Source organism: Oceanobacillus sp. FSL K6-3682, from assembly GCF_037976165.1.
Lineage (GTDB): Bacteria > Bacillota > Bacilli > Bacillales > Amphibacillaceae > Oceanobacillus > Oceanobacillus sojae.
In genome coordinates, this window is record NZ_CP150263.1 from 1,805,155 (window position 1) to 1,827,178 (window position 22,024).

General features: G+C 38.6%; 16 protein-coding genes. 10 read left to right on the forward strand and 6 right to left on the reverse strand.

Translation table 11 applies throughout. The features are described from left to right. Positions 1-2: 2 nt before the first annotated feature. From nhaC to MHH51_RS09150, 4 genes are all read left to right on the forward strand, one after another. Positions 3-1,445, forward strand: coding sequence for a Na+/H+ antiporter NhaC (gene nhaC, locus MHH51_RS09135; protein WP_339285670.1), 1,443 nt, complete (start codon positions 3-5; stop codon positions 1,443-1,445). A 230-nt stretch (positions 1,446-1,675) separates the two neighbouring features. Further along, positions 1,676-1,819, forward strand: coding sequence for a hypothetical protein (locus tag MHH51_RS09140; RefSeq protein ID WP_186813535.1), 144 nt, complete (start codon positions 1,676-1,678; stop codon positions 1,817-1,819). Between the two features lie 100 nt (positions 1,820-1,919). Then, complete coding sequence (locus MHH51_RS09145) at positions 1,920-3,380, forward strand: CoA-acylating methylmalonate-semialdehyde dehydrogenase (protein ID WP_339285672.1); 1,461 nt, start codon at positions 1,920-1,922, stop codon at positions 3,378-3,380. Positions 3,381-3,542: 162 nt separating this feature from the next. After that, positions 3,543-4,142 (forward strand): short chain dehydrogenase, encoded by a 600-nt coding sequence (locus MHH51_RS09150; protein ID WP_156985549.1) that lies wholly within the window; start codon positions 3,543-3,545, stop codon positions 4,140-4,142. 45 nt (positions 4,143-4,187) lie between these two features. Here MHH51_RS09150 and ileS read toward each other — a convergent pair whose 3' ends face one another. Next, entirely contained in the window at positions 4,188-7,265 is a 3,078-nt protein-coding gene (gene ileS / locus MHH51_RS09155; RefSeq protein ID WP_339285676.1) for an isoleucine--tRNA ligase, read from the reverse strand. A gap of 445 nt (positions 7,266-7,710) precedes the next feature. Here ileS and MHH51_RS09160 point away from each other — a divergent pair, with 445 nt between their 5' ends. From MHH51_RS09160 to MHH51_RS09170, 3 genes are all read left to right on the forward strand, one after another. Next, complete coding sequence (locus MHH51_RS09160; RefSeq protein ID WP_339285678.1) at positions 7,711-8,643, forward strand: D-2-hydroxyacid dehydrogenase; 933 nt, start codon at positions 7,711-7,713, stop codon at positions 8,641-8,643. Between the two features lie 288 nt (positions 8,644-8,931). Continuing rightward, positions 8,932-12,009, forward strand: coding sequence for an ATP-binding protein (locus MHH51_RS09165; RefSeq protein WP_339285680.1), 3,078 nt, complete (start codon positions 8,932-8,934; stop codon positions 12,007-12,009). 230 nt (positions 12,010-12,239) lie between these two features. Continuing rightward, the gene (locus MHH51_RS09170; RefSeq protein ID WP_339285682.1) at positions 12,240-12,995 is read left to right on the forward strand and encodes a glucose 1-dehydrogenase; all 756 of its coding nucleotides are present in this window, start codon (positions 12,240-12,242) and stop codon (positions 12,993-12,995) included. Positions 12,996-13,207: 212 nt separating this feature from the next. Here the strand turns inward: MHH51_RS09170 and MHH51_RS09175 are convergent, their stop codons facing one another. Further along, a complete protein-coding gene (locus MHH51_RS09175; RefSeq protein WP_339285683.1) occupies positions 13,208-14,719 on the reverse strand; it encodes an SLC13 family permease in 1,512 nt (503 codons plus the stop codon). Positions 14,720-15,077: 358 nt separating this feature from the next. After that, the gene (locus MHH51_RS09180; RefSeq protein WP_339285685.1) at positions 15,078-16,007 is read right to left on the reverse strand and encodes an alpha/beta hydrolase; all 930 of its coding nucleotides are present in this window, start codon (positions 16,005-16,007) and stop codon (positions 15,078-15,080) included. Positions 16,008-16,201: 194 nt separating this feature from the next. Between MHH51_RS09180 and MHH51_RS09185 the strand changes: the two genes are divergently transcribed. The 3 genes from MHH51_RS09185 to MHH51_RS09195 all read left to right on the forward strand — a co-directional run bounded on the left by MHH51_RS09185 (position 16,202) and on the right by MHH51_RS09195 (position 19,752). Beyond that, a complete protein-coding gene (locus MHH51_RS09185; protein WP_339285687.1) occupies positions 16,202-16,825 on the forward strand; it encodes a TetR/AcrR family transcriptional regulator in 624 nt (207 codons plus the stop codon). Positions 16,826-17,000: 175 nt separating this feature from the next. Continuing rightward, a complete protein-coding gene (locus MHH51_RS09190; protein WP_339285689.1) occupies positions 17,001-17,720 on the forward strand; it encodes a GntR family transcriptional regulator in 720 nt (239 codons plus the stop codon). Between the two features lie 676 nt (positions 17,721-18,396). Further along, positions 18,397-19,752, forward strand: a complete 1,356-nt coding sequence (locus MHH51_RS09195) for an aminotransferase (protein WP_339285691.1) — start codon at positions 18,397-18,399, stop codon at positions 19,750-19,752. A 145-nt stretch (positions 19,753-19,897) separates the two neighbouring features. Here MHH51_RS09195 and MHH51_RS09200 read toward each other — a convergent pair whose 3' ends face one another. The 3 genes from MHH51_RS09200 to MHH51_RS09210 are packed head-to-tail and all read right to left on the reverse strand — an operon-like array spanning position 19,898 to position 21,946. Continuing rightward, a complete protein-coding gene (locus MHH51_RS09200; protein WP_339285693.1) occupies positions 19,898-20,809 on the reverse strand; it encodes an ABC transporter ATP-binding protein in 912 nt (303 codons plus the stop codon). Then, on the reverse strand, positions 20,809-21,504 hold the full coding sequence (locus tag MHH51_RS09205) for an ABC transporter permease subunit (RefSeq protein ID WP_339285694.1): 696 nt from the start codon (positions 21,502-21,504) through the stop codon (positions 20,809-20,811). Before MHH51_RS09205 ends, MHH51_RS09200 begins: the two co-directional genes overlap by 1 nt. A gap of 28 nt (positions 21,505-21,532) precedes the next feature. After that, complete coding sequence (locus MHH51_RS09210; RefSeq protein ID WP_339285696.1) at positions 21,533-21,946, reverse strand: DUF4064 domain-containing protein; 414 nt, start codon at positions 21,944-21,946, stop codon at positions 21,533-21,535. Positions 21,947-22,024: the final 78 nt, after the last annotated feature.

The window sequence follows — 22,024 nt, forward strand, 5'->3', positions numbered from 1 at the left end:
AGATGAGAAAACAACCCAATTTATTTGAAGCTTTTTCGCCTATTGTCGTGATGCTGCTGTTACTTGCTATCGGTTTTGGTGTGTATGGCTTCAGTCCGGAACCTCTGTTGATTTTAGCTTCTGTATATGCAGGGTTTATTGCATGGCGATTAGGATATACATGGGACGAAATGATGGAAGGTATTCAAGAAAAAATAAAGCAGGCAATGCCTGCCATCCTAATTCTGATTTCAATTGGAATATTGATTGGGACGTGGATGATTGCCGGTACGATTCCGATGATGATTTACTATGGCTTAAAAATAATTGATCCAACTTTTATTGTCCTGATTGCGTTTGTAGTTTCGGCGATTATTTCTATTGTTACGGGAACATCATGGGGGTCGGCAGGTACTGTCGGTGTGGCATTAATGGGGATTGCAACTGGGCTTGGAGCGAGTCTGCCTGCAACTGCAGGCGCAGTTGTTGCTGGAGCATATTTTGGAGATAAATTATCTCCGCTTTCAGATACAACCAATATTGCGCCGATAGCCGCCGGAAGTGAATTGTACGAGCATATTCGTCATATGCTTTGGACTACAGTCCCGGCAGCCATTCTGAGTATGATTGTATACTTTTTTGCCGGTCTTCATTTATCTTCCGGTAACGCAGCAACATCTGAAACAATGAATACGATGCTGCAAACACTCACAGAAATGTTCGATTGGAATATTTTGCTGCTGCTTCCACCGATAATTATTTTATATGGAGCCATCCGGAAAAAGCCTACGCTTCCGATGATTATCTTTTCATCTGCAGTTGCAGCAATTTTAGGGATTTTCATGCAAGGATTCAGTGCTGGTGACGTATTTGCATCTACGGTTTCAGGATTTGATGTAGCCATGGTGAATCGAGCAAATTTTGATCCTGATTCAGTTATCCCTGAAGTACTTAGCCTGGTGCATCAAGGTGGTATGCAATCAATGACCGGGGTCGTTTTAATTGCCTTTTCTGCTTTTATCTTTGCTGGTATTATCGCTAAATCAGGATCACTTGAAGTGATTATCCAAACATTGATGAAAGTGGTTAAACGAACAGGGGATTTAATTCTGACAACGGTTCTGTCTTGTATTACGATGGCCTTGGTTACAGGGAATTCATATCTTTCTATTATCGTACCCGGGGAAATTTTCAAAGATACGTATAAGAAAAAGAAATTACAGGCGAAAAACTTATCCCGTACTTTAGAGGACTCTGGTACTGTTGTAGTACCGCTTATCCCTTGGTCATCAGCAGGGGTGTTTATGGCCGGAACACTGGGCGTTTCTACACTGAGCTATGCACCATGGGCTGTATTATGCTATACAGGATTTATTTTTGCGATTATTTTAGGATATACAGGTATCGGCATCGCGAAAATACCGGATGAGGATTCTGTAGAAACTACAGAAGTTAAACCGGAATAGTAAATAAATCTTACCAGAAACATCCTCTTTTTTGAATGTTATCAGAATCAAAAAAAGAGGATGTTTTTTGTGAGTTAGTTTAAGAGATACTAGAGTCTTTGCATAGTAGTCCCAAATTCTAAGAATGAAAGAAATTACCAGTCTTGCTATGAATTTGTACTTGAGTTCCTTGCTCCCTTACTGAATTTTCGATAAACTTATGATGTAATTAAATAAAAAGCTATGAATGCATGCCAGTTCATGAAATCAGATTGTATATTCCTGGGCATTACCGTTATTTAGAGATGGCATCCGGCGATTTCAGTTCACTCCTGCTTAAAGGAATTGCTGCTGTTACAAAGGTAAAAGCTATTTCTGGAGAGACACACATCTAGGAGTATAGAGCAGTTTTCCTTATAAATATTATTGTTCGATGCATCATAATTATTACTGGTAAACTTGCTTTATAAAGAACTATTACAGGAGGTTATTTCATTGGCACAAAAAGCAATAAAAACATTGAAAAATTATGTAGGCGGAAAATGGATTGAAGCGAATACAGTAAAAACAGAAGCGGTAGTTAATCCGGCAACTGGAGAAGTGCTTGCTTATGTGCCGCTATCCTCTTTAGAGGACATAAATCATGCAATAGAAACAGCAGCAGAAGCATTTGAAACGTGGAAGGAAATCCCCGTACCAAAACGTGCACGGATTCTATTTAAATATCAGCAGCTCCTGGTAGAGAATCATAATGATCTGGCAAAGCTGATTACCCTTGAAAATGGTAAAAACTTTCCAGAAGCATACGGAGAGGTGCAGAGAGGAATTGAAAATGTAGAATTTGCGACAGGAGCACCATCATTGATGATGGGGGAGCAGCTTGCTTCGATTGCTACGGACTTAGAGTCCGGGATATATCGTTATCCAATCGGAGTCATTGGAGGAATTACACCTTTTAATTTTCCGATGATGGTCCCATGCTGGATGTTTCCAATGGCGATTGCTACTGGGAATACATTTGTTATGAAGCCTTCTGAACGTACACCGCTGCTTGCGAATCGTTTAGCCGAATTGTTGGAAGAAGCCGGCCTTCCGAGCGGCGTGTTTAATATCGTTCATGGCGCACATAATGTTGTAAATGGAATATTAGATCATCCGCAAGTAGCAGGAATATCATTTGTCGGATCGCAGCCGGTAGCAGAATATGTTTATAAACGCGGTACAAATAATTTAAAGCGGGTGCAGGCTCTGGCAGGTGCAAAGAATCATTCCATTGTGTTACATGATGCCAATCTTGATAATGCAACCACACAAATTATGAACGCTGCATTTGGTTCAGCTGGAGAGCGTTGTATGGCAGCTTCTGTAGTAGCTGTTGAGGAGAGCATTGCAGATGAATTTATTGAGCTTTTGACACAAAAAGCTAATGAAATTAAAATTGGCAATGGTTTAGATGAAGGAATTTTCCTTGGGCCGGTAATACGTGATAAGCATAAGGAGCGTACATTAAAATATATTGAAGCGGGTAAAAAAGAGGGAGCAAGCCTGGTACGGGATGGCCGTGAAGATGAGGCTGTGAAACAAAAAGGCTATTTTGTCGGTCCAACTATCTTTGATCATGTTACTTCGGAAATGAAAATATGGCAGGATGAAATTTTTGCTCCGGTTTTATCTATTGCTCGTGTGAAGAATTTAAGTGAAGCAATTGGGTTGGCCAATAAATCCCGCTTTGCTAATGGAGCATGTATCTTTACAAGGGATGGGGGAAGTGTCCGTCAATTTCGGGAAAAGATTCATGCTGGAATGCTTGGAGTTAATATTGGGGTCCCGGCACCAATGGCGTTTTTCCCTTTTTCTGGATGGAAGGATTCCTTCTATGGAGATTTACATGCCAACGGAAAAGATGGATTACATTTCTATACAAGAAAGAAAGTTATCACAACCAAATGGGTTTAAGGTAAAAGGAATTCACTGTATTTACAGTGGCTTTTCTAATTAACTGCCTATGTCATTTTCAAAAAAATGTGATGAGCTGGAATTTATGCATTTTATAAAATTCATGAGATACTGAAGCAAAGAAAATATATAAAATTTTTCAGAAGTGAGGAGAGGCAGAATATGAAAATACTATTAGTCGGAGCAACAGGATCGATCGGAGAAGTTGTATATGAAGAGCTAAAGGATGATGCGGAATTTATTCGAGCCAGCCGAAATTCTTCTGACTATCCAGTAGACATCACCTCTGAAGAGAGTATAAAAGCACTTTTTGAAAAGACAGGTCAGGTAGATGCTATTATTTGTGCAGCTGGTTCAGCACACTTTGCAACGGTGGATGAGCTGACTCCGGAGCAAAATATGATTGCTGTAAATAGTAAACAGTTAGGGCAGGTAAATTTAGTATTAATCGGTCTGCACTATCTGAAGGATAATGGAAGTATTACCCTGACAACCGGTGTCTTAATGGATGATCCATTGAAAACAGCATCCTCTTCTGCGATGGCCAATGGCGGTGTATCAGCGTTTGTGAAATCAGCAGCGATTGAAATGCCGCGTGGAATCCGGATTAATCATGTCAGCCCGTCTATGCTTGAGAAATCAAAAGAAAAGTATGGTAAGCTGTTCCAAGGATTTGAGCCTGTTTCTTCCAAACGGATTGGTTTGGCTTACAGGAAAAGCGTTTTTGGTGCGCAAACAGGGCAGGCTTATAAAGTATATTAAGTATAAAAAGCAGATCAAACAAAATGTTCGATCTGCTTTTCTCTTTTAACCCTGTATAAATAATTCTATTACATGTCCTTCGATTTCAAATGACTTCATTTCTTCCTTTTTCTCAAAATGAATGGAATCGAGAATAAGATGCTTATGCACCAGTTCAGTAAATTTTGTTAAAATACGCTGTGCAGCAGCATCCGTATGCACGAATAGTTGTACACGCTGTTCCACTGGCAGATTCAATTCTTTGCGGCAGGTCTGAACAGCACGTGCGAATTCCCTGACAAACCCTTCTTCTCTTAATTCGTCCGTTAAGCGAATATCCAGCAGCGTCATAAACATATTACCTTCAGCAAATGCAAACCCATCTATTCCTTTCTTTTCGATAAGCACATCCTCTGTAGTCAAAGTAATTGTTTCACCAGATTGCAGGGTAAACGGATATTCTTTGTCTGCAATAAATTTTTCTTTTTCTGTATTATCTAAGGCTTCTACTTTATTTTTTAATTCACCAACAGCCTTACCAACTTTGGGGCCGGCAACTGAAAAGTTTAATTTAAAAACAAATTGTAAAAGCTGATAGTCCATCTGTTTGAATAGTACATCCTTGACATTCAATTCTTCATTGATAATGGATTTGTAGTTTTCTAATGCAGACAGATCAATGTTTTCTTTTGGCATCACAATTAATTGTGATAAAGGGAGCTTTGTTTTTATTTCAACTGCATTTCGTAGAGAACGGCCTTGCTCGATAATCTGTAATACATCGCCCATATCTTTTTCAAGTTCTGTATTGATCTGTGTTTGATCAGCTTCTGGGAAATCAGATAGATGGACACTTGAGCCGTTTAAATTAGAGTAGATTTCCTCTGTCAAAAATGGTGCGTAAGGCGCCATGATTTGCGACAGCTTTGTCAGCACTTCAAATAAAGTATGGAATGCTGCCCGCTTATCGTCTGTCATTCCTTCACTCCAAAAGCGCTGTCTGGAACGTCTGACATACCAGTTGCTGACCTCATCGATAAATAACGAAATCACCCTTGCTCCTTTGGTAATATCATAGGCATCTAAGCTTTGTGTAACCTCTTGAATTACAGTATTTAAACGGGAAAGGACCCATTTGTCAAGCATAGTTGGATGGCCGGCTGCCTCTTTTTCCGGTTTAAAGTCATCAATTTTTGCATACATTTGATAGAAAGAATAAACATTTAGAAGTGTATCCAGTACTTTTGTTTTTGCCTGGCTGACTGTCTTTTTGGAAAAACGTTTATTATTCCATGGGGAGCTGTCGGCAAGTAAAGCCCATCTGAGAGCGTCCGCACCAAATTCATTGATTAAATCAATGGGTGATAGGGCATTTCCTTTACTCTTGGACATTTTCCGTCCGTTTTCATCTAAGATATGTCCTAGTGACAGCACGCGTTTGTATGGTGGTTTCCCGGTGAATAAGGTGGAAACGGCCAATAAACTGTAAAACCAGCCTCGTGTCTGATCAACACCTTCAATGACCACATCAGCAGGGTATTGGCTATCAAATAATGCTTCATTTTCAAAAGGATAATGATACTGGGCAAACGGCATGGATCCACTGTCAAACCAGACATCAATCACCTCACTGGTCCGGTGCATCTTTCCTCCGCAGTCACAGGCAAAATGGATGTTATCTACATAGGGCTTATGCAATTCAATATTCTCAGGGAGTGGATCAACTGACAGCTCTCTTAATTCTTTGATGGAGCCCGGTGATTTCTGTGCTCCGCAGTCATCACAGACCCAGACGTTAAGCGGCGTTCCCCAGTAGCGGTTTCGCCCGATATTCCAATCGACCATATTATCCAAGAAGTTGCCGAATCTGCCTTCTTTCATATGAGAAGGAAGCCACTCCGCCTTTTGGTTATTTTCTATCATCTTTTCTTTTACTGCCGTTGTCTTGATAAACCAGCCTTCCATTGCATAATAGAGAAGGGGAGTGTCACAACGCCAGCAATGCGGATAGCTGTGCTCGTATTTTTCTTTATCAAATAGAAGGCCTTTTTCAGCAAGCATTTTGATAATATCTACATCACAGTCTTTGACAAATTTACCTGCAAGCGGCGCAATCGCATCTTTATAGCGGCCTTTTGTATCGACAACATGAATAAAATCAAGATGATTATCCTGAACAGCTTTATAGTCATCCTCTCCGTGTGCCGGCGCTATATGAACAATTCCAGTACCGCTTGTATCTGTCACAAAATCTGCACCAATCACTACATGCCCGTTGGAAACATCTGCAAAATCAAATGGTGGATGATAAGAAATACCAATTAAATTATGTCCTTTGACAGCTTCTAAGACTTTATAATCTTCCTTCATCAGATCCTGGGCTAACGATTTTGCCACGATATATATTTCATTTCCCTGCTGCAAACGCACATAATCCATTTCCGGATTCACAGCGAGAGCTACATTGGCCGGCAGTGTCCACGGTGTTGTGGTCCAGCCTAACAGATACTCATTTTCTTTTCCTGTGATCTGAAACTTAGCAGTCGCAGATAAATCTGTAACATTTTTATACCCTTGAGCCACTTCATGAGAGCTTAAGGATGTCTCACAATGCGGGCAATAGGGAACAACACGATGTCCTCGGTATAAATAATTTTTCTTATGAATATGAGAAAGAATATGCCAGACTGATTCAATATAGTCATTATTCAATGTGATATAAGGATCCTCCATATCCACCCAATATCCGAGTGCTTCGGTAAATTGCTTCCACTCATTTTCGTAGGTGAAGACACTTTCTTTACATTTCGCGATGAAATTCTCAATGCCATATTTCTCAATCTGTTCCTTACCGCGGATGTTTAATTGCTTTTCAACCTCCAGCTCAACCGGCAGGCCATGAGTATCCCATCCTGCTTTTCGTAAAACCTGATAGCCGGACATAGTTTTATATCTTGCTACAAAGTCCTTTATCGTTCTGCCAAGAGCGTGACCGGCATGCGGCAAGCCGTTTGCTGTTGGCGGCCCTTCGTAAAAGACAAAGGTTTCTTTTCCTTCTCTGTTGGAAATAGAACGCTCAAAAGTATGATCTTTTTCCCACTCTTTCCGGATTCTTAATTCACGTTCTGCACTTGATTCCTTCATTTTTCTCACCTCATTAAATTAAAAAATCCCGATTCTGCGCAGGAGAATCGGGATGGTTACATTCGTCATAAAAATAAAAAAACCAACATAGTAGTGGTTTCGAATGGATTTTCACTACGTACTATCATACGCGTTCCGGATATCGGTAGAATGCCGTCAAAGTTTAATGTACGGTGAAGCATTCAGGTACTTACCGTTTTCTTTTCAACTTTGCTTCTCAGGGAGGATTTTCATCATCTTTCTTAACATTGACTTTCAGCACATGGTCAACTCTCTGTAGATAAGAGGGGATAATTACTCTTTCCCGTCATCGAATTAGATTTTTAAATTAACAATAACAATAAACGATTAAAAATAAAAAGTCAACTTGTTTCAACTATTGGCTTTTTAGCAAATTGGTAAGTAGACTGTATAATAGGAAATAAAAGAAGGGGAGACCGGTTAAATGGATATTCAAAAAATAATAATCGTCAGTCCAATGATAAACGAATTAAAAGAATACATAGATCAGTATAATCTGGATCAAGAAATCCGTTACCTGACAGATGATAAATTAACAGAAGAAGACCTGGAATGGGCAGATGCTTTCTGCGGCTTTCAAATACAGAAAAATATAGACTACAGCAAAGTGAAATGGGTACATTCATTAGGTGCTGGTGTGGACGGATTTTTATCCGGCAGAAATTGGAATGAGAATGTATTATTAACACGGACGATTTGCTCGTTTGGACAACGGATTGGAGAATATTGCTTAAGCTATATTTTAAGAGATGCTCAGGCTCATCAGAAGTTTGCAGAGCAGCAAGACGAGAAAACCTGGAATGCAATTACTCCTGAATTATTGAGTAAGAAGAGGGCCGTTATCTATGGAACGGGAGAAATTGGTCAAAAAGTATCAGGAATACTATCTGTATTTGGAATGAAGGTGTATGGGATATCTTTAAGCGGCAAACCAAAGTCAGCTTTTAACCAAGTAGCAGCTATTGATTCACATTTTTCGGTTATAAAAGAAGTGGATTATGTAATTAATACATTACCGTTAACAGATAAGACAGCTGATTTATTTGATAAAGCTTTTTTTGAACAAGTAAAAGGGGTTGGATTTATCAATACAGGCAGAGGGAAATCTGTAGTTGAAGCAGCCCTAATGGAGGCAGTAGAAAAAGGTCAGGTACGATTTGCTGTGTTAGATGTTTTTCGGGAAGAGCCGCTGCCTGCATCGCATCCATTCTGGGAGCATCCTGCTATCACAATAACACCACATATTTCAGCTGTGACAACTGCCAAGGAAGCAGTAGGCTGTTTTATTGATACGCTGGAAAAAGTGAAGTCAGGGCAGGTGTTGGAAAATAAGATAGATGTCCAAAAAGGATATTGAGGATAATATGATATTAGTGAAATGATTGTAAGGAGAAAAGTATCAGTTGTCAGATGCTTTTCTCCTTTTGTATGTTGCCTAGGTATTTTCTACGATGTCCATTTATTTTACAGGGATTTTTGTATTGTTGTTTGCTATAATACAAGAAAAAGAGAGAATTTTGTTAATATACGATGCATTTATAATGGAGCAGCGCTTGAGCAGTCAGATTCGCCATCAGCAGGGGTGAGCGTAAACTCTGCTGAAGGCAGCTGCTCTTTACTAATTGATGGCAAGGCGGTTGCTGCTATGAAAAATAAAAATATCTTAACATACCTTAAGGTTTTTAGCATTTTATTACTGTTTTTAACTGGTCTAATTAGTTTACGTTTCGTGTGGATCAATTACTATAACAAGGATGATCAGCCTGTTATTACAGATGGTGTCCTTGATTTAACAGGTTGGGATTTCTCTGACGAAGAGACAATTGCTTTAAATGGGGAGTGGATATTCTATCCGAATCAGTTTATAGGTACATCAGATATATCCTCGGCAGGGGATCAAACATTGATTCAGGTTCCCAGTGATTGGCGAAGCGAGCTAAGGACAGGTAAAGAAGAGTCTTCAGACAGCTATGGGTACGGCAGTTATTATTTAAAGGTGTTATTGCCGGAAACGAGTCCTTCATTTCTAGGGCTGCGTGTGAATAATATACAAACGGCTTTTAATATTATGGTCAATGATCAGCTGATTGAATCTATGAACCAGCCAGCTGCGGAGAAAATGGAGCAGTCACATATACGTGGACCAGTTACCAGTCTATTTTATGCAGACCCGGATAATAATGAACTGGAAATTATATTGCAGGTTTCTAATTATGAGCTTCCGTTTACGGGTGGAGTAGAGCGGACGATTTCTTTTGGAACGGCAGATGCTATCAATCAGGAAACGAATCTATCCCGGTTCCTTCAGTTAACGGTTATTATCATTCTATTCTTGCATGCCCTATACGCCTTTGCGATTTTCTTCATGAATAAAGGTAAACGGCAAACCGAATTAATTTATTTTGGATTCATGTCTTTACTGATTGCCATAGGTAATTTATTTGACGATGAAGTTTTTGTTCAATTGCCGTTTAGCGCAGATATCTCCTTTCGTCTGCTGATTGCAATATATATTCTGGTGTTATTTGTTTTAATAAAATTTATTCAGCATTTATATCAGATGCAGCAGAGGTTTATAAAGGCGTTAGGGGCAGGGGCGATTACATTTGCTGTATTGACTTTGACTGTCTTTTCGCTGGAGCATTTTACAGTCTTATCAATCATATTGTTTGTATATGATGCTATTGTTATTTCTTATCTTTTTGTTATCACACTCAGGCAAATTGTCCGCGGAGATAAGAATGGCATTCTGATTTTGCTCTTAATATGCAGCTACACATCTAATTTAGCCTGGGGAGCTGCGATACAAACAGGAAAAGCAGATTTTCCTTTTTACCCGTTTGATTTCTTTGTGCCAATTGTTATCATTGCTATCCTGTTGATTAAGCGTCATATTCAATTAGCACAGCTGAGTGAGGAGCAGGCTGTAAGATTAATAGAGGAGGACAAGAAAAAAGATCAATTCTTAGCCAATACCTCTCATGAGATTCGCAATCCCTTACATGGGATGGTTAATATTGCGCAATCCATTATTAATAAACATAAAGATAGCTTAACTCCGGAAACGGTCAGTAATTTACAGCTGTTAGCTCGAATTGGCCATCGTTTAACATTTACATTAAATGATATTCTGGATATTACAAGATTAAAGGAGCAGCAGATTCAGTTACAGCAAGAGAAGTTTTCCCTGCATTCCATTACAAACGGTGTCATTGAGATGGTGCAATTTACAACTCCTAAACAATCAATTACATTACATAACGAAATCGATAGGGATTTTCCATCTTTATATGCGGATGAAAACCGGCTGATTCGTATTTTGTTTAATCTGATTCATAATGCCGTAAAGTATACAGAAAAAGGGGACGTTATTATTTCTGCTGTAAAACGGGGAGATATGGCCTTTATTACTGTCCGGGACACAGGAAATGGAATTGCTCAGGATGCCCTGGAACGAATCTTTCTTCCCTATGAGAAGCTCAGCAAGTCTGACGTAGATAGTGGGGGAATCGGGTTAGGACTAAATATTTGCAGACAATTAATTGAACTGCATGGTGGAGTAATTAGTGTAGATTCTGAGCTTGGCATAGGAACGGCCTTTACTTTTAGTATACCTTTGGCCTCTAAGAAAGGTCTTGCCCTTGCACAGTCAGAAATTGCGAAACAAGATATATTTTTTGAAGATTCTACTATTCATACAATTGGAAGGTATGAACAGGCATCTGCATCAGACAAGCCTTTGCTGCTGGTCGTAGATGATGATCCTGTTAATTTGAAAGTAATGGAGAATCTTTTAGAACCGGATTATCAGCTGCATAGCACAACAGATCCTAGGGTAGTCATAGAATGGCTGGAGAAGCAATCCTATGATCTGGTTATCTCGGATGTGATGATGTCGCCATTCTCCGGTTATGAATTAACAAAGCGTATCAGGGAACGCTTTACTATTTCTGAATTACCTATTTTATTATTAACTGCCCGCAACCAGACCGAGGATATCTATACCGGCTTTATATCCGGTGCAAATGATTATATTTCAAAGCCTGTTGAAGCATTAGAATTACAGGCCAGGGTTAAGGCGTTAACAGATTTAAGCCGTTCTATTGATGAACAATTACGGATGGAGGCAGCCTGGCTGCAGGCACAAATAAATCCGCATTTTATGTTTAATACCTTGAACGCTATTGCTGCCTTAAGCAACATAGATATCGAGCGGATGATTAACCTGTTAAATGAGTTTGGCAAATATCTTTCCAAAAGTTTTCGAAGTAAAAATACGAAGCCGCTGGTATCATTGCGGGAGGAGCTGGAGCTAGTAGATTCCTATATCTATATAATGCAACAGAGATTTGCAGGGAAGCTGACAGTTCATAAGGAGTTTGATGACTCTGAACATATCCTTGTACCGCCGCTGTCTATCCAAACAATAGTTGAAAATGCTATTAATCATGGGATTATCTCACAAAATAAACCAGGTACACTATGGCTTAAAGGCAAGCAGATGGAGAACAGCTATCAAATTAAAATTATCGATGATGGCAGAGGTATCCCGTCAGAAATATTGGCAAAACTATTCAATAAAAATGATGAAAAAAATGGTGTTGGGCTACTGAATACTGAACAGAGATGGAAGAAGCTGTTTGGGCAGGGGATTGACATCAAAAGTATAGCAGAAGAGGGTACAGAGGTCACGATGTGGATACCTAAGAAATCATATGAATAAGACAATACAAACTATTCCATTCGTAATATACAACTATAGATGAGGTCTAATTTTTAGTAATAAATAACAGATAGAATTAAAACAGCAGTCAAACGGTTATCTCTTATTCCGTTTTTACTTTCCTTGGTTAAAATTTAATTTATCAGGATGTTTAAAAGCCTAAATAAAGGGAATTAATATAAGGTATGTAAATTTCATGATTTATTGAAGTAGTTCAAGGAGGAATTAAGATGAGAGTGCAAGATAAAGTTACACTAATCACAGGAGCTGGTACAGGTATTGGAAAAGAAACAGCTCACTTGTTTGCAAAAGAAGGCGCAAAGCTTATTTTGACAGATGTGAATATAGAAGGTGTAAGAGAAACAGAAAAAGAAGTAAAAGAGCTTGGAGCAGAAGCTATTTCCATAAAGCATGATGTCAGCGAGGAAGAAGACTGGCAAGTAGTTGTAAAAGAAGCGGTTAACCAATTCGGAACCATTGATGTATTGTTTAATAATGCAGGTATATATATTATCAAACCAATTACAGAAATTGAATTAGATACATGGAATAAATTAATGAATATCAATGTGACAGGTACATTCTTAGGTATGAAGCATGTGCTGCCTGTCATGCAAAAGCAGAAAAGCGGTTCGATTATTAATGCTTCTTCTGTAGCCGGTCTTGGCGGAGCACCTGGACATGCCTTATATGGCGCAAGTAAAGGTGCAGTGCGTATTATGAGTAAAGACGTTGCAATGGAAGTTGCCAAAGACCAGATTCGGGTCAACTCCATTCATCCGGGCTATATTGATACGCAAATGGCGGATTATGGGGCAGAGTCACAGGGGAAATCCACTGATGAAGTAGGTAAAACTTACCCGCTGGGCCGTTTAGGAAAACGGGCAGAAGTTGCGAAAACAGTGTTATTCCTGGCATCTGATGATTCATCTTATACGACAGGTGCTGAGTTCCCAATTGATGGTGGATCTACCAGCTCACTTTAGTTAAATTACTAATTATCCAAGAGACTGAGGCATAACAGCCTAAACTAACTTAAAAAAGGTTCTGATTATCAAAACTAGATACTCAGAACCTTTTTGTTCGGGTTTTTTTATTCGTATCCATAGCAGTGTATTTCCTCAAGTTAACCGCCGTGAACGCTAATCCTGATTCACTTAATAAGTTTTGTCTCAATCTCTTTAATGAGAAGTTTTATTTATAAATTGAAAACAATTGGCATCCAGAAGTATACTGCGGCGGTAATAACCACAACGGATATGATGTTCAACCATACACCAGCTTTAGCCATATCTGAAACTTCTAAATATCCAGCACTGAACACTGCTGTGTTTGGCGGTGTCGCCACAGGAAGCATATAACAGGATCCTGCAGATAGCGCTGCGGCTGCCATCAGCGGAAGCGGATCGACACCAATAGCAATCCCGAGACCGACAGTCAGCGGCAGGATTAAATTCGATACCGCTGTATTTGAAAGTACTTCAGTAATGCTGAGCACAAATACAACCAGCAGCAGTAGTACAAAGATATATTGCATACCCTGAAGCATCTGCAATACTTCACCAATAGAATCATTTAATCCTGATTCACTAAATGCTGCTGCGATAGACATACCGCCTCCGAAAAGAATGAGAATTCCCCAGGGCAGCTCCTTCATATCCTTCCATTCCAGTATCCGTTCGGCTTTTTTTGAGCTTGGCAAAAAGAATAAGAGTGCTGCCCCAAAGATAGAAATGGTTGCATCATCCAGATTATCAAAGAATGCACCAATATTCTCCGATATGAATCCAATACTGGAAACAAATGGAGATATAATCCATAGTATTACGGTAATTAAAAAGACAATGCCAACCTTTATTTCGTCCGAAGTTAATTTACCAAGTTTATTGATTTCATCCTTCACGAACTTTAATGCACCATCGGCTTCTTCGGAGGCATTAACTTTGAATTGTATCTTAGTAAGATAAAAATATAAAATAACTAATAAGATAAGTGCCACTGGTCCCGCAAAGAAAAACCATTCGGCAAAGGTAACTGTCCGGTCAAGCTGTGAAGATGCAATTCCCGCCAAAAGGGCATTGGGAACTGCAGATACCAGCGTTGCAAGCCCACCAATTGTTGCTGCATATGCTACAGCAAGTAATATACCTTTCGAAAAATAATTGACATTTTGTCCTTTAAGTATTTCTTTATCCTTCACTTCATCAATAAGTGCGATAGCAACCGGCAACATCATCAAAGCAGTTGCTGCATTGGACACAAACATCGAAATCCCTGCCGTAGCAATCAGAATTCCCAATATCATCCGATTACTTTTTGTTCCGATCATTTTAATAACATTGAGTGCGATGCGTCGATGAAGATTCCACTTTTGTATAGCCAAGGCAATGACAAAACCGCCTCCGTACATAAAGATAACTGAGCTGCCATAGGCAGGTGCTACGATATCGATATCTGCACCATGAAAAGCAGGAAACAGAACTAGCGGCAATGCAGATGTTGCAGCCATTGGCACAGGTTCTGTGACCCAGAAAGTCGCGATTAAAAGTGTTACGCCCAGTACTATTTTCGGCTCATGCGGTAAAACGCTTTCGGGGATAAGGAAATAAACTAAAGCAAACAAGAGCGGCCCCAGGATAAGTCCAATCCAGTTGCGTGTTGTGTAGTGGGGGTTATTTTCTTTATTCTCTTTACTATCTTTGGATTCCATAATGCGCTGTCCCCCTATGCTTTATGTAAAGCTTGATAAAAAATCCTGATATCTGTTTATCACCTCAAATCTCCATTAGTTAAATAAAAATTTGTTTGCTGGGTTCTTGTACTATTCCCACAAGATTTATTTATAAAACTGGATAAAAGATATAACTAACATCTAATACATTTTGATAAAGCTAAGATTATAACAGTATTAATAATTTACTTATGGATGATAGATAACAATAGGGGATGTATTATTTGCGATAGACCAAGGATTTCTTTGTCTATCAATTTATCAATTTCTAAAGGAAATCAGCTGACTTTTTATGGTCAGCTGTATCTCTTTTACATGAAAGAATCAAAATTACGCACTAAATGTGAAAATCTCTCATTTCCTTTTTATTAAAATATTCTTGATAGATTAACTCCTTTATTTCTTTGATTACTAATTGAGGCTGATCTAAATAAATATCATGACCAGCACCTAAAGCAAAAAGCAGCTTGGCATTTTTGTAAATATCCTTTTGCTCCATAATCAATTGATGCCAGGTATCTTCTAACAGCTCTGCTTCCTCCTTTGGAACCCCATCATCAATATAGTTTAATATACATTTCCTCTTATCACGGCCGATAATAGTTACCGGAAAGTTTCCTGTATATGATAAGGCTTTAATAATTTCAGCATCTTTTTCCCAATTTGAAATTTCTTGAAGCATGGTTTTATATAACGAAGGATTTGTATAAAATGCAATTAATTTTTCCTGTGTTTTTTTCGGCAGTTTTTGCTGTTCTTTTGTTAAAACAGGGTCTAATAGTTTCAAAAGTTCTGTGGGAGACAGAGCTGCGTGTTTTTTACAGATTTCAATCCACGCAGCATCTGAATCATTTTCGTTTAGATAAGGTAAATCTAATTGATCCAGTTTATATAAATCTACAGAGGTTGAATCTAATAGTAATAATCCTTGTATTCTTTCTGGATATAATTTTGAAAAATGCTGTGCACATAAACCGCCATAAGAGTGGCCCGCAAGAATGATAGGTTCTGTTATATTCAATTTCTCGAGTATCTGTGGGATTTCTGCATTAACATTTTCAGTAGACCTTTTTTTATGGAGGTATTCACTTTCTCCTAATCCCGGACGATGATACATAATAACCTGATTAGTTTCAGCAAGCTCAGAAGAGATTTCTTCCCATTCATAGAAGGGAGATCCCATTCCTGATAATATGAGAATTGCCGGTTTTCCTGTTCCTTTTGATAAAATTTCAATCTTTTGACCATTGATTTCGATAAAATTCAAAAAATAGCCCCCTTATAGAAATCAAAATTTGATACTGAATCCTAAATGAAGCATATCATACAATTATAAATTGATTGTGCCTCAAATCGAATAAAATACTTCAAGACTGCAATTTCATTATTCATGACAAACCGGATGTATATCCTATATAGTATAAATAGAGACATGTCTAACGTGATAAGAGGCGAGATAAGATGACAAATAAAGAACCCAAACTGACAAAAAAACAAATAGCGATATTAGAGGCGGCAACGGATTTATTTGCGGAGAAAGGATATGCAGGGACCTCAACGAGCGAAATTGCAAATAAAGCAGAGGTAGCAGAAGGAACAATTTTTAAGCATTTTAAATCGAAAAAAGGCTTGCTGCTGGCAATTGTTTCTCCAATGATGGTGAAATTGGTTGCGCCAATGATAAAAAATGATCTGAATAAGGTGCTTGACCAGGAATTTGAATATATTCAAGATTTTATTCGTGCCATGATTGAGAATCGGAAAGAATTTATTCATAATAATTTGCCGATGTTAAAAATATTAGTTCAGGAAATTCCTTTTCATCCAGAATTGAAAGAACAGTTTATTGAGTATGTCGGGAAGGATATTTTTGATAAGCTGAGAGAAATTATCAAGTATTATCAAGATAAGGGCCAACTAGTTGATATGAAGGCAGAAGTGATTATGCGTACGGTTGCAACGTCTATCTTATCCTATATTGTAATGCGCTATGTGTTTCTTCCAGAAGCAAACTGGGATGAAGAAGAGGTGGAAACAGAAAGAATTATTCAAATACTGGAAAGTGGAGTTATACAGAAAAATTAAAAGGATACTCTACGTCTATGGAAAGCAGGCTGATCTCATTTGTTGGAATGGCAGTCTGCTTTTTTATAGTTTTGAGATAATATAAAAATCTGTTATGCTTTATCCCATAGAAAGCAAGAATGCCTGTTATTTCAGTATTGAAAATACAACTAAAAAACGAAAAGGAGCTATTATTGTGCTTGATTACAATAATTCAATTGCCTTACATATACAATTAAAAAATATTATTGAGAAGAAAATAGAAGAGGGGATATTTACAGGCCAGATTCCAAGTGAAAGACAGCTTATGACAGATTATAATACGAGCCGAAGTACGGTCAGAGAGGCTGTTAATCTTTTAGTTCGTGAAGGAATATTGGAGAAGAGACATGGGAAAGGTACATTTGTTTCTTTAAAACCGATTCAAGATTGGCTGGGGAATTTAAGCAGTACGACGGCAACTATTTTACAGATGGGGAAGAAACCGGGGGCAAAGTTAATTGCATCTTATTTGATGGAAACTCCGCATTATATTCAGGAAAAGACCGGCCTTCAAGAGGCATATTTTATTAAACGGATTCGCTATGCCGATGACACGCCAATCGGTATAGAACAGCATTACTATCCAGTCCATATTGGAGAGAAATTAATAAAGTATGATCTAAATGATGTAACCTTGTACGATTTGTTGGAAAATGATCTGGGAATCATACTTGCTGAAGCGGGCCAGACAATAAGCAGCGGCGCCTTTTCTGATGAGGATAAGGAAAATTTGGAATTGGCAGATGGAACCAATGCCCTGATTGCTGAACGTATTATTAAGGATCGGAATAATGAAATTATTGAAATGGAAAAGGCATTTTATAGAAGTGATTTGTATACATTTAAATTAAACCTGTCGCGTAAGTTTGGGTAGAGGGAGCAGTTGAAAATCGCAAATTAAAATGGTGGTGATTAGGCTTATTTCTCATGTTAGAAAGTTTTGATATAAAATAGGACCCGTTGAACGCATGAATGCAGGTTTATTAAGAACAGTGATAAGACTTATTATTTTTTCAAATAACTGAATATATTGAATTAGGGGTTAGGCTGGATTATACTATGAGCAGACCTATTATATTACAACTGGTTCGGACGTCAGAATCTTTATGAAGGGATTAGTTTGTCTTCTGTAATTTTTGAAGTATGAGGGAGGAAGCAAAGAGAATAGTTGGCGGTGCTGCAAACGGGATAAAATATAACGACTTTTGTGTTGTGACGGCTTTTTTTGATGTTATTTTGAAGTGTTTAAGGGGACATTGGATGCTTAGAATAGTTCATTAAAGGAGAGCGGTCTTTTTATTGTGTGAATTCTTCACTGGCCAAATACTGCACTGGGCTTATAAGACATAAACTGGCTGCACTGATAAAGGATGTATAACCTGGAGGCGTTCCCTCATATGCTATAGGACTGGTTATTTGAAACTCAAAATAGTTGTACCGTACACAAAATGGCATAACAATCGATTCAACCGGTTCCTGGATTTTCAGTTTCTTCTTAAGTTTATAGTTTTTCAGATTCATAATCTTAGATAAATGAGGAGGTATGAAGGATGAAAGTTGAAAAAGAAATGAACAATCGGCTTGAGAAAAAAGAATCGTTATTGTGGAATGCGATGCACCGTTTTAATCCAGAAGCGGAGCAGGTTGTTGCTGTAAAAGGGGAAGGCTCGTGGTTTACAGATGAAACCGGGAAAAAGTATATGGATGGAGTTTCCGGGCTATGGTGTTTAAATCTTGGTCATGGCCGTGAGGAAATAGCCGAAGCGGCAGCGGAGCAAATGAAAACCCTCTCCTATTTTCCTTTAACGATGAGCTATCAGCCTGCAATCAAACTGGCTGCTAAGATTAGTGAGTTACTTGGTGAGAAATATCAGACGTTTTTTGCAAATAGTGGCTCGGAAGCAAATGAAACGGCATTTAAAATCGCCAGGCAATACCATAACCAGACCGGCAACCCGCAGAAATATAAAATTATTTCCCGTTATCGGGCTTATCATGGTTCAACCTTAGGGGCACTTAGTGCAACAGCACAGGCCAACAGACGAGTCAAATATGATCCGACAGTGCCCGGATTTTTGCATGTATATCCGCCATACAGCTACCGCTCCATTTTTAATGGTAGTGCAGAGGAGTCAGATCTGAAAGCAGCGCAGCTGTTGGAAGAAATGATTAATTGGGAAGGTGAAGAAACCATAGCTGCCTTTATTATGGAGCCCTTTATTTCCGGCGGCGGGGTTATTATTCCGTCAATGAAATATATTCAACGCGTATCTGAAATTTGCAAGCAACACAATATCCTTTTAATAATGGATGAGGTTGTGTCAGGCTATGGACGCACAGGGAAAATGTTTGGGTTTCAGCATGCAGCAGGAGTACAGCCTGATATTGTAACAATGGCGAAAGGACTGACCAGTGGCTACCTGCCTTTGGGGGCTACTGCGGTTAAAACTGAAATATATAATGTATTTCAAAAGGACGGGAAGGACTCGCATTTTCGGCATGTTTCCACATACGGCGGGCACCCGGCAGCGTGTGCGGTAGCGCTGAAGAATATTGAAATCATTGAAAATGAGAATATCATTGAGCGTGTAAATAACCTTGCACAAACTAAATTGGCAGACTTGCATCAATTAATCGACCATAAAAATGTGGGGGAAGTCAGGCAGACTGGTTTTCTATTGGGGATTGAGATGGTAGAAGATAAACAGTCCAAAACACCGTTAGCTGATGAAAAATTAGCCAAAATAATTGGTTTGTGTAAAGAAAAAGGGCTAATTATTGGAAAGAATGGAGATACCGTCCCGGGTCACAACAATGTTATTATCGCTGCACCTCCATTAACAAGTACGGAGGAAGATTTAGAATTTTTAATTGATACATTGCAGTGGGCAATCCGCAGTCTGTAATTGGCGCGTTTGTTGCAGAAGCAAATTTCACCAAATTAAAAAGTGCTCCAATAAAGCACTTTTTAATTTGGTATAAATAATTACTGATATTTGTACAGTTATTTTAAATAGATACTTCCGTAAAACAATCGGTTAACTCACAGCGCTATTCTAAATCAAGAAAAATTTCCTCAAGTGACGGCTCTTCTACCTCCAGCCGAAATACACCGATATCCTGTTGTACAAATTTTTTATTTACCTGTGGAATGAGCTCATTTGCCTGGACGGTAATTTCTGAAATATTCTCAGCAATTTGGGTGTCCGCAGCGAGCTCTGTGAGAGAATTTTTCAATTGCGTCTGTTCTTTTTCAGAGAGGGAACGATGATGAATATGGACTATAATAGCCTGCTGATACTGTTCACGCAGCTGTTTCATCGTTCCCTGTGTTTGAATGCTTCCCTTGTTCATAATGGCAATTTCATCACATAGCTTCTCCACTTCATTTAAATTATGTGAAGTTAAGAAAATGGTCGTTCCTTGTGCGGCAATTTCTTTGATTAAAGAATGGATATTTAAAACGGCATTAGCATCGACACCTGATGTGGGTTCATCAAGGAAGAGCAGCTTTGGCTGGTGGATGATGCTCTGAGCAATTCCTAATTTCTTTTTCATTCCAAACGAAAACTTTTTCACTTTTACATGGACAGCGTCTTCTAATCCGACTTGTGTAAGAACATGAATAATATCCTGCCTGGAAAGAGATTGCTTTAATAATTTCTGAAAGTAGTTTAAATGGCTGAACGCAGTAAGATCCTCATAGAATGTGGAGTAATCCGGCAGGACACCAATTTCTTTTTGGAGAGATTCAAGTCTGTTTCCTGATTGTCCCAAAACCTCGAATGAACCGGAGCTGGGTTTAATCAGCCCTGTTACCATATTAATCAGGGTTGATTTGCCGGCTCCATTTTTACCGAGGAAACCAAAAATTGATCCTTGAGGAATATGTAAATCAACAGAATCGACAACCGTTTTCTTACCATATGTTTTTGTTAACTGATTAGTTTGCAAAGCTTCCATTATAAATCCCTCTTTCTAAAAATAAAAATGCTTAGTAAAATAAATAAAATGGGGAAAAATGCTACGAAATAGACATAATAATTATTGGATTCTTCCTGCATGTAATAAAAATAAGGTGTCACGTAGCCGACCGCTTTAATAAAAAGGTTGTCTGTTCCTGCACTCCATAAACCAAGCACCGGCAATGCAATTGAAATAATAATTCCTAAAAACATGCTTAAAGACGGCTTGGGGATAATGGTTGATAGAAAAAGTGTCAAGCCGATGAAGTAAGACACAAAAATAATCGATTGAACCAGGTTTAAAATGGAAAACGACTTTGGAAATGGGACGATAAGCAATAAAGCGACCGCAATACAAACGACCCAAAATAAAAAGCTTCCGATAAATTTTCCAAGGATAATATTGCTCCGGCTTGTCTTTGCTGCTAAAAATCGGATGGTCCTTGTATCCATTTCTTTATTGACAACATTGTGGGATAAGCTGGTTACAAACAAAGGAGCAGCTAAAATTAATAAAAGCATTAATCCCATGGCATAAGCATCATTTCCAAGGCCTAATTCCTGCAGGGGTGCCTCGAATTGACGGACTAATCTTGCAGAACCGATAGTTACTCCAAAAAGGACGACAATAATTACAATAGAGCGGATGCTCGAAAATAAACTTTTAAATTCTCTAAAACCAACTGTAAACATAAATCAATCTCCTCTTTTTCTATGTGTATTAGCTGATAGAACGACTGCGGGTCAATGCCATGACTCCAGCAATTAAATAGAGAATACCGCTGAAAATTCCTAAACCGATAGTTGAAAGTGTTCCAAGTACTGCTGTCACTATCAACAGAATCCCTGCAGTTTTTCCTTTATCTTCTTTTTTGAATAAGAAAATAGCTAATGCCCCTGAGATTATCCAGACGAACGAAACAACAGATAAATAGATAAAAAGATAACCTATATAACTGATGAGCTGCTGTTCGCTGAATTCATCTATGTTCTCGTCCTCCATAAAAGACTGGACAAGCTCCAATGTGTCGGGACTTCCCTCGAGGTTGCCATACAGCAGGATACTGCCTGCGAACAAAATCCCAAATAATAAAATACCAATGGCTGTTAAAATTGTTTCTGTTTTATACTTCATTTCATATTCTCCTTCTCCTGTTTCTCGATTCTTACTCTAGCAAACACAGCTGTCCTTTAATTGAACAGAACTTTACCA

Excerpts from the sequence above, each read along its gene's own strand:
- nhaC (WP_339285670.1), top strand. The coding sequence starts at position 3 with ATGAGAAAACAACCCAATTTATTTGAAGCTTTTTCGCCTATTGTCGTG.
- MHH51_RS09140 (WP_186813535.1), top strand. The coding sequence starts at position 1,676 with ATGCCAGTTCATGAAATCAGATTGTATATTCCTGGGCATTACCGTTAT.
- MHH51_RS09150 (WP_156985549.1), top strand. The coding sequence starts at position 3,543 with ATGAAAATACTATTAGTCGGAGCAACAGGATCGATCGGAGAAGTTGTA.
- ileS (WP_339285676.1), bottom strand. The coding sequence starts at position 7,265 with ATGAAGGAATCAAGTGCAGAACGTGAATTAAGAATCCGGAAAGAGTGG.
- MHH51_RS09160 (WP_339285678.1), top strand. The coding sequence starts at position 7,711 with ATGGATATTCAAAAAATAATAATCGTCAGTCCAATGATAAACGAATTA.
- MHH51_RS09165 (WP_339285680.1), top strand. The coding sequence starts at position 8,932 with ATGAAAAATAAAAATATCTTAACATACCTTAAGGTTTTTAGCATTTTA.
- MHH51_RS09170 (WP_339285682.1), top strand. The coding sequence starts at position 12,240 with ATGAGAGTGCAAGATAAAGTTACACTAATCACAGGAGCTGGTACAGGT.
- MHH51_RS09175 (WP_339285683.1), bottom strand. The coding sequence starts at position 14,719 with ATGGAATCCAAAGATAGTAAAGAGAATAAAGAAAATAACCCCCACTAC.
- MHH51_RS09185 (WP_339285687.1), top strand. The coding sequence starts at position 16,202 with ATGACAAATAAAGAACCCAAACTGACAAAAAAACAAATAGCGATATTA.
- MHH51_RS09195 (WP_339285691.1), top strand. The coding sequence starts at position 18,397 with ATGAAAGTTGAAAAAGAAATGAACAATCGGCTTGAGAAAAAAGAATCG.
- MHH51_RS09200 (WP_339285693.1), bottom strand. The coding sequence starts at position 20,809 with ATGGAAGCTTTGCAAACTAATCAGTTAACAAAAACATATGGTAAGAAA.
- MHH51_RS09205 (WP_339285694.1), bottom strand. The coding sequence starts at position 21,504 with ATGTTTACAGTTGGTTTTAGAGAATTTAAAAGTTTATTTTCGAGCATC.
- MHH51_RS09210 (WP_339285696.1), bottom strand. The coding sequence starts at position 21,946 with ATGAAGTATAAAACAGAAACAATTTTAACAGCCATTGGTATTTTATTA.